This is a genomic window from Duganella kummerowiae, from assembly GCF_053572355.1.
This window is the reverse complement of the sequence record NZ_JBKFEH010000007.1, coordinates 490,865-504,621: the sequence shown is the minus strand read 5'-3', so window position 1 is coordinate 504,621 and position 13,757 is coordinate 490,865. Positions and strand designations below refer to the sequence as shown.

The 13,757-nt window shown below is 70.0% G+C and carries 9 protein-coding genes; 3 read left to right on the top strand and 6 right to left on the bottom strand.

What is annotated here, in order from left to right; all coding sequences use genetic code 11:
- From ACLB1G_RS07690 to ACLB1G_RS07680, 3 genes are read right to left on the bottom strand one after another with little or no spacing between them, the layout of a single operon-like run.
- Positions 1 to 1,203, bottom strand: coding sequence for a sensor histidine kinase (locus ACLB1G_RS07690; protein WP_491626608.1), 1,203 nt, complete (start codon positions 1,201 to 1,203; stop codon positions 1 to 3).
- A gap of 27 nt (positions 1,204 to 1,230) precedes the next feature.
- A complete protein-coding gene (locus tag ACLB1G_RS07685; protein ID WP_491626607.1) occupies positions 1,231 to 2,727 on the bottom strand; it encodes a carotenoid oxygenase family protein in 1,497 nt (498 codons plus the stop codon).
- Positions 2,728 to 2,738: 11 nt separating this feature from the next.
- A complete protein-coding gene (locus ACLB1G_RS07680) occupies positions 2,739 to 3,155 on the bottom strand; it encodes a DUF2141 domain-containing protein (RefSeq protein ID WP_491626606.1) in 417 nt (138 codons plus the stop codon).
- Positions 3,156 to 3,412: 257 nt separating this feature from the next.
- Between ACLB1G_RS07680 and ACLB1G_RS07675 the strand changes: the two genes are divergently transcribed.
- Entirely contained in the window at positions 3,413 to 7,180 is a 3,768-nt protein-coding gene (locus ACLB1G_RS07675) for a CHASE domain-containing protein (protein ID WP_491626605.1), read from the top strand.
- A gap of 14 nt (positions 7,181 to 7,194) precedes the next feature.
- Here ACLB1G_RS07675 and ACLB1G_RS07670 read toward each other — a convergent pair whose 3' ends face one another.
- The 3 genes from ACLB1G_RS07670 to ACLB1G_RS07660 all read right to left on the bottom strand — a co-directional run bounded on the left by ACLB1G_RS07670 (position 7,195) and on the right by ACLB1G_RS07660 (position 11,455).
- Positions 7,195 to 8,460 carry a DUF1501 domain-containing protein gene (locus ACLB1G_RS07670; RefSeq protein ID WP_491626604.1) on the bottom strand — a complete coding sequence of 422 codons (1,266 nt, stop codon included), beginning with the start codon at positions 8,458 to 8,460 and terminating at the stop codon, positions 7,195 to 7,197.
- Positions 8,461 to 8,479: 19 nt separating this feature from the next.
- Positions 8,480 to 9,973, bottom strand: coding sequence for a DUF1800 domain-containing protein (locus ACLB1G_RS07665; RefSeq protein WP_491626603.1), 1,494 nt, complete (start codon positions 9,971 to 9,973; stop codon positions 8,480 to 8,482).
- Positions 9,974 to 10,069: 96 nt separating this feature from the next.
- The gene (locus tag ACLB1G_RS07660; RefSeq protein WP_491626602.1) at positions 10,070 to 11,455 is read right to left on the bottom strand and encodes an MATE family efflux transporter; all 1,386 of its coding nucleotides are present in this window, start codon (positions 11,453 to 11,455) and stop codon (positions 10,070 to 10,072) included.
- A 110-nt stretch (positions 11,456 to 11,565) separates the two neighbouring features.
- Here ACLB1G_RS07660 and ACLB1G_RS07655 point away from each other — a divergent pair, with 110 nt between their 5' ends.
- Positions 11,566 to 12,528, top strand: a complete 963-nt coding sequence (locus ACLB1G_RS07655; RefSeq protein WP_491626601.1) for an ABC transporter substrate binding protein — start codon at positions 11,566 to 11,568, stop codon at positions 12,526 to 12,528.
- Positions 12,529 to 12,664: 136 nt separating this feature from the next.
- Positions 12,665 to 13,756 (top strand): ABC transporter substrate-binding protein, encoded by a 1,092-nt coding sequence (locus ACLB1G_RS07650; protein WP_491626600.1) that lies wholly within the window; start codon positions 12,665 to 12,667, stop codon positions 13,754 to 13,756.
- Position 13,757: the final 1 nt, after the last annotated feature.

Here is a 13,757-nt window from a genome sequence, read left to right as displayed (position 1 = left end):
TCAGGGCGCGTACGGGTTCGATGTTGGTACCTCGTTCAAGGGCAGCAGCAGACGCACGATCATGCCGCTGGGTTGATTTTCCAGCAATTGTACTTGAGCCGCGCCGCCATACAAACTGGCCAGCCGTTCGCGGAGGTTGCTGAGGCCGACGCCGCCGCCCGGCTTGGCGGATTTGACCGGCGCCCCGTCCAGGCCGACGCCGGTGTCGCTGACCTCGATGCGCAGCCGGCTGTCCTGCCGGCCCACCGTCAGCGCCACCTCGCCGCCCTCCACCTTGGGCTCCAGGCCATGGGCGATGGCGTTTTCCACGATGGGCTGCAGCAGCATGGGCGCGATGGGGACCTGGCGCAGCTCGTCCGGCAGCTCGATGCGGTAGCGCAGGCGATCACCCATGCGCACCGCCAGCACGTCCAGGTAGGCCGCGATCAGGCGCGCTTCGGCGCCCAGGGTCGAGCGCTCCTCGCGGCTGGCGGCCAGGCTGGCGCGCAGGTAGGCAATGAAGCGCTCCAGCATGTGCTGGGCGCGCTCCGGCTGCGGACCGATCAGGCTCAGGACATTGGCCAGGGTGTTGTACAGGAAGTGCGGCTCGATCTGGGCCTGGAGCGCGCGCAAGCGGGCTTCGGACAACAGGGCGGCAGTGACGGCGGCCTGCTCCTTTCCGCGCGCTTCCAGGATTTCGCGGGCGATGCGGTGCTCGCTGGCCACGTGCACCAGGGTCATGAACAGGCCGATACCGACCGCGAACAGCAGGGTCACGGTCAGCGCGCCCGAGTTCTGCAGGATGGCCAGCGGGCTGCGGCCGCGCAGGATGGCGGTGCCCAGCACGATGCCCAGCACCACCGAGACGGCCACCAGTACCGCTCCATACAGCCGCCGCTGCCTGCCGCTGGCCTGGCGCGGCCGGCTGCGCAGCACGCGGTTGAGCAGCACCGAACCGCCGTGGATCAGGAAGCCGATCAGGTTGGAGATCAGCAGCATCGGTATCCAGTGCGGCAGGAAGCCCTGGTGGCTGCGGTCGGTCAGCATGCTGGCCAGGGCCAGCATCACGGACACGCCGGTGCTCCACAGCGCCGTGTACAGCACATTGCGCATGCGCGACGGCCGCCAGCGCCGGAACAGGGGGATGGTGTCCAGCGGATGCCAGAGCAAGGCGGTGCCATCCGGGTCGAGTTCCAGCTGCGGGTCCAGGCTGTCGCGCTTCATGCTGTGGGTTCCTTTGATTCTGTTTACTTAGGCAGGCAGGAAGTTACCATGAAAGCAAACCGGCGAGCGATATGGCAGCCGCGCCAGCGCCACCGGACCGGCCGCCACCCGGGCCGCATCGAACACGGTCAGCACGGTGCGGTCCTTCCTGGTGTCCTGCGCCACGCCGACCAGGTAGCCGTCGGTTTCCGAGCGGGCGCCACGGCGCGGCACCAGCACATGCTCCTCCACGCGCCAGCCGGCGCCGAAGCGGTAGCTGTCCACCTTGCCGCTGTCGGTGTCGATCAGGTTCACGCTGTTGAGGGTGAAGTCCGGGCTGTCGGCGCTCTGGCCCAGCACCAGCAACTTGCGGTGGCGGGCCGCGATCACCTGCGGCGCCACGCGCGGGAACTCGCTGACGCCCAGCATGCGCGCTTCGCGCGCCTGGCCGTTCTTGAAATCCAGGGTGATCTGCACCGTGGCGCTGCGGCTGGCAAGGTTGGCGCGGACTTCGCCGTGCATGGGCAGGCCCGCTTCGCGCAGGGCGTCGCCTTCATGCAGCACGGCGTCCAGGCGCAGGCTGTCGCCATCGTCCCAGGCGTTCCCCAGATGGAAGCCGACGCGCGGCGCCAGTTCAAAGACCTGGCGCACTTCCAGCGTATCCTTGGCCACCACCACGGCCCGCAGCGGGCGCGCTTGCGGTCCCGCCCCGGCCCAGAGATGGCGCTCGGCGAAGGCCAGCGCGCTATCGGGCGAGAAGTCGTAGGGCGGCACCAGGAACACCAGGTGGCGGGCGCTGACCACGAAGTCATGCACCATGTTCAGCTGCGGCACCTGGACCACATTCACCCGGCGCACCGCACCGCTGGCGTCCAGCTGGTACAGTGCCAGGCGGTTGGCGCCCGGCAGGATGCCGAAATTCCACAGCTGTCCGTCCGGATCGACCTTGGGGTGGGCCGAGAACGGCATGGATTTCATGTCCTCGCGCCAGGTCTTGAGACCGCGCGTTTCCAGCGTCACCGGATCGAGCTCGGTGGCCGAGCCGCCTTCCCACAGGGCGTACACGCCGCCGGCGAACGGCAGCAGGTTGGTGTTGGCGGTATTGATGGTGTCGTTGTTCTTGACCGGCTTGCGGTTGATGGCGGTGCCGAAGGCCGGGTACAGGAAGCGTCCGGCCTCGCTCTCCTCGATGAACTTCTGGGTGCGCACGAAGCGGCCCCGGTGGCTGACCTTGCCGCCGGCGATCTGCCAGCGCTGGGCGTAGCCGTCGCCATCGAACCAGTGGTGCAGGCGCTCGCCGTCGCGCTCGAAGCGCCCCGGCCCGTTGCGGAAATAGACCCCATTCAGGTCGCGCGGCAGTTGCCCGCTGACGACGGCCTCGCCGGACTGGTCGCCCTCGACGCCGGCAAAGGCCGACAGTTCGGGGTGGCGCCCCAGGGCCTCGTGGAAGCGGCGGTAGGTGTCGCTGTCGGCCAGGGCGGAGCCGGAGGCCAGGCCGAGGGCGGCCAGGCTGGCGGAACGGGTCAGGAACAGGCGGCGGTCCATGTCGGCTCTCCTTATTTCAGGTTGATGCTGGTGGCCAGGCCGTCGGCCGGCACGGTGATGCGGGCCTGCTCGAAGCTGGGCGGGCCCATCTTGCCCAGGGCGTTGTTGCTGAAACCGTAGTCCTCCACCGGCATGCCCATCATGTTGGCGTCCATCTTGCCGTTGCCGTTGGCGTCGTGCAGGACCACCAAGGCGTAGTCGCCCGGCGCCAGGTCCTTGACCACCACGCTGCTGCTGCCGGCCACCGCCGGGACCACCATGCCGGCCACGGGCTTGCGCTGGAAGGTCTCGGCCGAGTTGAACACGGCCACGCGCAGCTGGCCGTCGGCGCTTTTCACATTGTCGATACGGATGGTGAGGTCGGCGGCCTGGGCCAGGCCGGCGCCGGCCAGGGCGCCCAGGAAGATGGCCAGTGTCAGTGCTTTCATGTTCGGTCTCCGCTAAGTGGTGGTTGATGGGTGTACTGTAGCGGCCGGCGGCGGGCCAGGGCCGGCCGTGCGACGAATTGCACGCGGGTGGCGCGAAACGCAGCCAGTCGGCGCGAAATGCCGTGCAAAGCGGAATGCAAGCCACACGCCGCCCGCTCCGCCCTGTGGCGCGCCCGACACGTCCGCCATGCGCGCACGGCGCCACCCGCACCGATTTGGGCTATAGTTTTACTTGACGACAACAATGAGACGCAGCCATGGCGGTAGGCACGGATACCGATCTGCATACAGCCGCGGCGCGGCCCCGGCGGCTACAACACGATGCCTGGGCCAGGCTCGCGCCGCCGCCCCGCCTGCGTAACGGCGCCCTGCCGCGCGCCATTCTGCTGCTGGCGCTGTGCTATTTTGCGGTGGCCCGCGCCAGCCTGCTGCTGGCTTTCGCCCAAAGCAACGCCACCCCGGTATGGCCGCCTTCCGGCATCGCGCTGGCCGCGGTGCTGATGCTGGGCCCCCCCGTATGGCCGGGCATCCTGCTGGGCGCCCTGGCCGCCAATGTCGCCAGTTTCCTGTCCAACGGGCTGCCGGCCAGCGGCGCGGTGGGCCTGGTATCGCTGCTGATCGCCATCGGCAACACCCTGGAGGCGCTGTGCGGCGCCTGGCTGCTGCGGCACGTGACCAACAGCCGCCAGCCGCTGGGCCAACTGCAGAATGTCTACAAATTCGCCCTGGTCGCCATGCTGATGTGCGCCGTCAGCGCCGCCATCGGCAGCACCGCCCTGATGCTGTCCGGCCTGGTGCCGCCGTCCGCCTACTGGACCGTGGTGCTGACCTGGTGGGTGGGCGACACCGCTGGGGTGCTGCTGGTGACGCCGGCGCTGGTGGCCTGGCGCCTGGGGCGGCGCAGCCGCTGGCAGCCCGGCCGCCTGTTCGAGGCCTGCGCCTCCCTGGCCCTGCTGCTGGTGATACTGCTGGTGTTCGGCATGCGCTACGAGGCCGATGGCGGCATGGGCTGGCTGGCCTTCATGTTCGTGCCCTGCGTGGCCTGGGCCTCCTACCGCCACGGGCTGCGCGGCGCCACCCTGGCCTGCCTGCTGACGGCCGGCGGCGCGGTGCTGGGCACCGTCAACGGCCTGGGCCCTTTCGCCTTCGGCACCCTGAACGACGCCCTGATCGCGCTGGAAACCTATATCGCCCTGTGCGCCCTGGTCGGCCTGGTGTTGTGCGCCGATGCCAGCGAGCGCCAGCGCATGCGTCCCGGTATGCGAAAAGGGCTGCTGGCCCACTGGGGCACGCTGCTGGGCGGCGTCGGGCTGACGGTGGTGGTATGGCACCTAGTGGCGCTGGACACGGAACGCCGCGCCCACGAACAGTTCGACGCCAGGTGCGCCGACATCAGCCAGCGCATCGTGCGCCGGGTGGCGCTGTACGAGACCGGCCTGCGCAGCGCCCAGGCCCTGTTCCAGGCCGAGCCCTCGCTCAGCCGTGAGCAGTGGCGCGACTTCGTGGCCGGCATGGACATCGCCCACAACTTCCCGGGCATGCTGGGGCTGGGCTATGCACGCTACGTGCCGGCCACCGATGCCACCCAAGTGGAGCGCGCGGTGCGGGCCGAGCTGATGTCCGATTTCCGCATCTGGAGCAATCCGGCCCACACGGCGCCGCCCGACCCGGCCAACGGCGCCCCGGCCGCCCACGTGCCGGTGTACTACCTGGAGCCGTTCAACGATCACAACCAGCGCGCCCTGGGCTACGACATGCTGTCCGAGCCGGTACGGCGCCAGGCCCTGATGCAGGCCGCGCACTCAGGCCAGGCCGCGCTGACCGGCAAGGTGACCCTGGTGCAGAACGCCAGCGCCGACGGCCAGCCGGGCTTCCTGATCTACCTGCCCATCTACCGGCGCGACGCGCCGCAATCGAGTGCGGCCGAGCGCCTGGCCGCCCTGCACGGCTACGCCTACAGCCCGATCCGCGCCGACGACCTGATGCGCGACATCATGGGCCCGGCCGAGCGCGACCTGCAGCTGGAGATCTACGACGGCAACCGCGCCGATCCCGCCTCGTTACTGTACAGCAGCACCAGCATCAGCGCGCACGACCGCCAGCTGTATCCCAATCCGTTCGAGCGCGAACTGGACCAGCAGCTGGTGCAGCACGGCTGGACCCTGCGCTTCACGTCCCTGCCCGCCTTCGAGGCTTCGATCGACCGCCAGAAGTCGCACATCCTGCTGCTGGCGGGCGCCATTATCAGCCTGCTGTTCTTCGGCGTGGTGCGCGCCCTGAACGCCCGCCAGGCCTATGCCCTGGCGCTGGCGGACGACATGACGGCCGCCCTGCGGCGCTCGGAAAGCTCGCTGATCACCGCGCGCGATGCAGCCGAAGCGGCCAGCCGCGCCAAGAGCGAGTTCGTGGCCAACATGAGCCACGAAATCCGCACTCCGCTCAACGCCGTGCTGGGCATGAGCCAGCTGCTGGGCAACACCGCACTGACCCGGGAACAGCAGCGCTACCTGGCCATGATCAGCACCGCCGGCAATTCGCTGTTGTCCATCCTGAACGATGTGCTGGATTTTTCCAAGATCGAGGCCGGGCGCATGGAACTGGCGCCGGCCCCTTTTCATCTGTGCGCGGAACTGGAGGCCATCGCCACCATCATGGCCGTCAACGGCGGCGACAAGGAACTGGAGCTGGCCATCGGCGTACAGCCGGACGTACCCCAATGGCTGTACGGCGACGGCCACCGCCTGCAGCAGATCCTGATCAACCTGGTCGGCAACGCCATCAAGTTCACCGAGCGCGGCAGGGTTTCGGTGCTGGTCGAGGTGGCCCGGGCGGCGCCGCTCCAGCTGCGCTTCGTGGTGCGCGATAGCGGCATCGGCATCGCCCCGGAGCGCCTGGCGCAGCTGTTCGCGCCCTTCGAGCAAGCCGACGCCTCGATGACGCGGCGCTTTGGCGGCACCGGCCTGGGGCTGGCGATCTCGCGCCGCATCGCCGCCTTGATGGGCGGCGCCATCGAGGTCGCCAGCACGCCGGGACAGGGGTCGGAATTCATACTGACCGTGCCGCTGGCGGCCGCCCCGGCGGCGCCCGCGCCGGACCCGGCGCCGCCGCTGCGGCTGCTGGTGGCCGACGACGACGCCGTCAGCGCCGACTACCTGTGCCGCACCATACGCTGGCACGGCTGGCAGGCGCAGTGCGTGGGCGGCGGCGCCGCTGCCATGGCGCTGCTGCGGGAAGCGCCGGCGGCCCACGACGCGCTGCTGGTGGACTGGGACATGCCCGGCATGGACGGCCTGGCCGCCATCGGCGCCATCCGCGCAGAATTTGGCGCCCAGGCGCCGGCCCTGGTGCTGATGGCCAGCGCCGCCGCCCAGGCCAGGCTGCAGCAGGCCGGCGGCGCCGCCCAGGCCGACGCCGTGCTGCTCAAGCCAGCAACCGCTGTCGGTATCGCGGAGACGGTGCGTCAGGCGCTGGCCGCGCGCCGCCCGGCGCAGGCGCCGGTACAGGAGGCCGCGCAGGAAGCAGGGGGCGACGCAAGACAGGAAGCGGCGCCAGCGGCAACGCAGGCAACCGGGCTGGAATCCGGTCCGGCGCCGGCACAGGCCGTGGTGGCGGGCCAGCCGCCGCGCATCGACGGCGTGCACATCCTGCTGGTGGAGGACAATCCCATCAACCAGCTGGTGGCGCGCAGCATGCTGGCCTTTGCCGGCGCCACCATCGAGACGGCCGACAACGGCCGCGCCGCCATCGAGCAACTGGCGGCCGCGCCGCAGCGCTACGACATGGTGCTGATGGATGTGCAAATGCCGGAAATGGACGGCTTCGAGGCCACCCGCCAGATCCGCACCCGCCTGGGCCTGACCCTGCCGGTGCTGGCCATGACGGCCGGCGTACTGCTGTCCGAGCGCGAGCAATGCATCGCCTCCGGCATGGACGATTTCATCGCCAAGCCCATCGACGTCGAGCAAATGCTGCGCGCCATCGCCCGCAACCTGCCGACGGCACGGCGCGCCGCGGCCGGCAGCTAGCGCCGCCCGGGCGCCTAGGCTTTCCTCAACACGCTGAAATTTGGGGACTGGCGCGGCATGCCGGGAAAGATGCGTTCCAGCGCGCCGTCGCCCAGCCGCAGGTGGCGTTCGGCCACCTGCGCCAGCACACTGCGGAAATCCGTGGTCACCGGCAAATCGCGGCCCTCGTGCAGCTGGGCGTCGCCGACGCCTTGCCAGTCGCCATAGACCTTGCCGCCGGCCACATCGCCGCCCAGCAGCCACATGGCGTTGCCGTGGCCGTGGTCGGTGCCGCCGTTGCCGTTTTCGCGGGCGGTGCGGCCGAATTCGGACATCACGACGATGGTGGTGTCGTCGAACATGGGCCCCAGGCGCCGGGCCAGCACGGCCAGCCCCTGGCCCAGCGGCGCCAGGCGGCCGGCCAGCTGGCCGCTGCCGGCGCCCTGGTTGGCATGGGTATCCCAGCCGCCCAGCGCCACGAAGGCCAGCTGTATCCTGGGATCGTTGCGCATCAGCGTGGCCAGGCGCGCGGCGTCGTCGGGAAAGCCGTTCGGCAGCGGCGCGCCGCCGTTGGCGGCCTGCTGCTCGCTGTCCATCATGGACGGCGCCATGGCGGCATCCATCACTTCGCGGTGGGTATCCTTGCCGACCTGGTAAGCCTTGCCGAAGCGGGTATTGTCCTGGTACAGGCGGTCGAAGGCGCCGCCCACGGCCGGCTTGTCCAGGATGCTGGCGCGGGTGCCGGCCGCGCCGTTGGCGATGTTGGTGGCCGGCGCCTGTCCGGCCAGGATGCGCGGCATGACGGGACCGATGCTGACCGCGCGCGTCGGTCCGGAGGCGCCGGGCAGCGCCGTCACCACCCGGTTCAGCCAGCCATCCGGCGTATTCTTGCGGCCCGGCGTGGCCGATTCCATGTAGTCCTGGGCGTCGAAGTGGGAACGGGTGCCGTCCGGCGAACCGCTGGCGTGCACGAAGGCCAGCTTGTGCTCGCGCCAGAGCGGCAGCAGCGGCGAGAGCGCCGGATGCAGGGCGAAATAGCCGTCCAGGTCCCAGGCGCCGCCATCGCAGCCAGGAGCGGCCAGGGCGATGCGCGGGCGCAGCCGTGCATAATTGGGGTCGCCCAGCGGCGCCACCACGTTCAGGCCATCGACGGCGCCGCGCAGCATGACGACCACCAGCTTGCGCCGGGTGCCGCTGGCGGCCTGCCCGTCGTCGGCAGTCGCGGCCCAGGCGCTGCGGCCCAGGGGGGTGGCCAGGCCGGCGCCGGCGGCCAGGGCGTTGAGGAAGTCTCTGCGCTGCATGATGTTCTCCAGTGGGTGATCAACGCTGCATGAAGTCGGGGCTGCCCAGTATCATGGCTGTCTGCAGCTGCTGTGGGCCCTGCGCCACGGCGCTGCGGGTCTGCGCCGACAGCGCCCCGCCCAGCGTGGCCTCCAGCCGCGCCGCGTCCAGCGCCGGCGCATAGCCGGCCAGGGTGTTGGCAAAGGCGATGCGCCGGTTCAGCGCATCCGGATTGAGCCAGGCATCCTGGGTATTCTTGTAGCCGTCCGGCGTCTGGCAGCCGTACAGCGGCATGCCCAGGCGGTTCAGGGCGCCCAGCACCGGCTCCACCTTAGTGATCTGCACGCCGCTGGCGCGGATGGCCGAGATCACGTACTGGTAGGGCGTCTTGAACTTGGCGCCTATCGCCGCCGGCGCCGTGAACTCGGGGCTGGTGAACAGGGTGCGCAGCACCGCCGCGATATTGCCCTGGCTGGCCATCCAGGTGGCCGCCATGCGCTCGACCAGCGCCGGCGGCGGGTCATCCTGCACAAAATACTGGGCCAGCTGGTAGCTGACGTGGCGCGCCGTGGCCGGATGCATGGCCAGCACGTCCAGGGCCTGTTCGCCTTCGGCCTGCCCGGCGCCGGCCACGCGCCGGCCCAGCCATTCCTTGCCGCCGCGATCGTGGCGGCGCGGGTCGAAGGCGAAGCCGACATTGGAGCGCACCAACTCGCGGTTGTCGTAGGTCCAGCCGGTCAGCATGCGCGCCAGCTCGGTCACGTCCTTCTGCGTGTAGCCGCCGTCCACGCCCAGGGTATGCAGCTCCATCAGTTCGCGTGCGTAGTTTTCGTTCAGTCCCGAGGACTTGGCCTTCTGCCCGCCGGCCTTGCCGCGCGGCTGGAAGTCCTTGCCCGTCGATAGCCAGTTATCCAGGTAGTACAGCATGGCCGGATGCTTGGCGGTGGCGCCCAGCAGAGCGCGGAAGGAACCCAGGGCATAGGGGCGGATGGCGTCGCGCTCGTAGCTGGCCACCAGTGCGCGGTCCAGGCCCTTGCCGATGTAGACATTGAAGTGGTTGTACCAGAAGTCCACCATCACTTCTTCCAGCTGTCGAGGGCTGGCGATGGCGCGCTCGATACGGGCCGCCTCGGTTTCCACCGTCATGCGCGTGTAGAGCTGCTTGCGCTGCGCCGCTGCGCCGGTGCCATCCTCCCTGGCCTCTTTGCGCGCCGCCAGGAAGGCGCCCAGGGTGGCGCCGGCCGGCGCCTGGGCTGTCTCCAGCGCCGCCAGCCTGGCCTGCAGCGCTTCCGGCAAGGGAATGGCGGACGGATTCAATTGCTCGTCGATATAGGCCGCCACTCCCATGCGCCGCACCCGCTCGATGTCACCCGGCGCGGGACCGTAGGCCAGGCGGTTCAGCACATGCTCGGCCAGCTGCTGGCCGCCTGGCTGCAGGCCGGCTGCGGGGACCGGCGCCTCGGGGCTGGCGGCCACCGCGCAGCAGGCGGCGGCCAGGGCAACGGTCAGGGTCAGGCGGATGCGCGGCAACATGGCGGCCTCTCTGGTTGTCGGGAAATAAAATCCAGTGTAGCCCAGCTTTCTTGCTCCCGACTGGCAGCCATGTATATATTGTAAGGGGATGTTACATCAGCCTTCCACCACCATGGCCGGACGCAGGCGCTTGCGCGAGGCGCGCGCGTGCGGCACCCAGGCTTGGGTGGCCCAGCGCCGCCACATGATGAGGCCGCGCAGCCATTCGTCGGCGGCGTAGGCCAGCCACACGCCCTTGAGGCCCCAGCCCAGCACCACGCCCAACAGCCAGCTGCCGCCGGCCAGTACGATCAGCATGGAAAAGGCGCCGGCCGCCACCGGGAAGCGCGCGTCGCCGGCTGCCCGCAGCGCGTTGATCACCACCAGGTTGAAGGTGCGGCCCGGCTCCAGCAGCACCGTCATCCACAGCAGGACCAGGCCGGCCTCGATGATGTCCGCATCGTGCGTGAACAGCGCCAGCAGCGGCCGGCCCAGCAGGGCGGCGGCGGCCGCGATCAGCACGCACACCAGCAGGCCGCGCAGCAGCGCGCGCCGCACCACCTTGTGCGCCTCGCGCAAATGGCCGGCGCCGATCAGGTAGCCGACCATGATCTCGACCGCGAAGCCGGTCGCCAGGCTGAACATCATGATGCCGTTCATCAGCTGCAGCACATATGCCTGGGTGGCCAGCGCCCGCGCGCCCAGCTGGGCCGCGGTGGCGACGCTGACCATGAAGGCCAGGCGCCAGGCGATGTTTTCGGCGGCCCCCGGCAGCCCGATGTGCAGCACCGCCGCCAGTTCGCGCCGCGGCAGCTTCCACCAGTCGCTGCGCCGCGGCACGATGTGCAGGTGCAGGCGCCACATCCACAGGTGCAGCACCAGGCCGATGCCACGGCCCAGCGCCAGCGCGATGGCGTAGCCGGGCAGGCCCAGGGCCGGCAGCGGCCCCCAGCCGAACATCAGCGGGAAGGCCAGGGCGAAGTGGCTGGCGTGCATGATCACCAGCACCAGCAGGGTGTCGCGGGTGCGCAGGTGGGCCCGCATCACGCTGGCCATGGAGGCGTTCCAGGCGTCGAACAGCATGGCCGGCGCCAGCGCCTGCAGGAAAGGGATGGCCAGCGGCATGACCTCGGCCGGGGCGTTCAGGATGCGCAGCAGGCCGCCGGCGCCAGCCAGCGCCACCGCCGCCGTGAGGGCGCCCAGCCAGGTGCTGGCGCCCAGCACAGCGCGCGCCACCTGGTCGGCCGCCGCGCGCTGCTGGCCGCCCAGGTTCTGGGTCACCACCACGCTGACGCCTGCGCCTATGATGCGGAACAGCACGAACAGCATGGCCGACACCTGGCTGCCCAGGGCGAAAGCGCCGCCGGCCGTGTCGGACTGGCGCGCCGCCATGGCGGTACCGACAATACCGGCCGCCATCGCCAGGCCCAGTTCGACCAGCAGCGGCCAGGCCAGGGCGAACATGGCGGGCTTGGGCGCGACGGGGGCAGATGACGTTGACATGTAGAAATTGTAGCGCAGATCAGACTGGAAACGCTTCCCATCGACTATGCATCGGAAAAATTTCATGCTTTGCCGACAAAAAACTTGCGTGCAACGCTACACTGCGCCGAATGCCTACGTCCGCCCTTCCCCGCCCACCCCGCCTGCGCCGCGCCGCACGCCGGCTGGCCGCGCTGCTGCTGTGGAGCGGCGCCGTGCTGGCGCAGGCGCAAGGGCTGGCGGTGCTGTATCCCGATACCGGCGAGCCCTATCGCAGCGTGTTCATGGAAATCATCGAGGGCGTGGAGGAGCAGGCGCGCGCCCGGGTCCGGGCCTATCCCGTGGCCGGCGCCCCGGCGGCCGGCGTACCGGCGGCCGAGCTGCAGGCGGCGCTCAAGGGCAGCAAGGCGGTGATTGCCCTGGGCCGCCAGGGGGTGAAGGCGGCGTCCGCGCTGGAGGCCGCGCTGCCGGTGGTGGCGGGCGCCGTCAGCGCCCCTCCCGATCCGGACAGGCAAGCCGGCATCAGCCTGGCGCCCGATCCGGCCCTGCTGTTCGCGCGCCTGAAAAGCCTGCTGCCCGGCGTACGGCGGGTGCTGGCGGTCTACCAGCCTCAGCAGAACGAAGCACTGATGCGGCTGGCGCGCGATGCCGCCCGCAGCGCCGGGCTGGAACTGCTGGCGCTGGAGGCGCCCGACCTGGCCGCCGCCGCGCGCCGCTACGAAAGCCTGTTTGCCGCCGCCGACGCCCGCCGCGACGCCCTGTGGCTGCCGCAGGACAGCGTAAGCGCGGACGAATCCACGCTGCTGCCCATGATACTGAAGGAATGCTGGAACCGCAGCCTGCCGCTGTTCTCCAGCAGCTATGTGCATGTCCGGCAGGGCGCCCTGTTCGCCCTCTATCCCAACCATGTCGAACTGGGACGCGACCTGGCCGCGCTGGCCCTCGCCATGGCCGGCGGCGAGCCGGCGCGGCGCGGCATGGCGCCGCTGCGGGCCGTGCGCACCGCCTTCAACAGCCGTACCGCCAGCCACCTGGGGCTGGTCCCCTCGCCCGCGCTGCAGCGCGAATTCGATGCGATCTTTCCGCAACCGTAGCGCGCCAGCCTCTTGAGAACGTTACCATCCTTTAACTATTGGTAAATTTGTTTCCAATGAGGAAAGGGCGGCTTATACTTGCAGGTTGTACTCCTGTCCGGCGCCGCCCTGGCGCCGGGCTGCAATTGACTGTTCAATGACCAAGATACTCATGAAGGCCGGCCGCCTGCTACGCGCCGGCACGGCGCTGCTGCTGGCCGCCCTGTCCGCGCCGGGCACGGCCTCCGGCCTGGGCTATGAACCGGCGCCGGCGCCCGTGCAGGCCCTGCTGGAGCGGCCAGCGCCGCCGCATCCGGCAGTGCGCGAATTGACCCTGGCCCAGCTGGAGGACCAGCTGCGCCGGCCCGAGGTCCAGGCCACGATCGGCAAGGGCAGCATCGCCGTGCTCTACCCCAACGTGGACGAGCCGTTCCGCTCCGCCTTCGTCAGCATGATCCAGGGCATAGAGGAACGCACGCGTATCAAGGTGCGCAGCTACCCGGTCGATCCCAAGGTCGACACGGCCGACCTGAACGCTACGCTCAAGCACAACGGCACCCGGGTGGTGATCGCCCTGGGGCGCCAGGGCTTGAACGCCGCTACCGGCCTGGACCGCGACATCAGCGTGCTGGCCGGCGGCGTGCTGCTGCTCTCCGAGTCCGAAAACGTGATGGGCATCAGCATGACGCCCGATCCGGCCATGCTGTTCGCCCGCCTGCGCGCCCTGCTGCCCGAACTGCGCCGCGTGATCGTGGTGTACAACCCGCAGAAAAGCGAGTGGCTGGTCAAGCTGGCGCGCGATGCGGCCCGCGCCCAGGGCCTGGAACTGGCCGCCCACACGGCCAGCGACATGGCGCGCGCGGTACAGCTGTACCCGCAGCTGATCGCCGCCGCCGACAACCGCCACGACGCGCTCTGGCTGCCGCACGACAGCACCACCGTGGAGGAAACCACCATCCTGCCGCTGGTGCTGCGCGAATCATGGAACAGCGGCGTGCCGCTATTTTCCAGCAATGCCCTGCACGTCAAGAAGGGCGCGCTGTTCGCCATGGTGCCCAACAACGTGGAACTGGGCCGCACCCTGGCCAGTTCCGCGCTGGGCGTGATCAACGGCGACACCCGGCGCCGCAACCTGGTGCCGGCGCGCGAGCTGCAGACCGCCATCAACCTGCGCACGGCCAGCCACATCGGCCTGAACCTGGGCGCCCAGCAGCAGCGCGCCTTCGACTTCATCTATCCGCAGCCCTGAC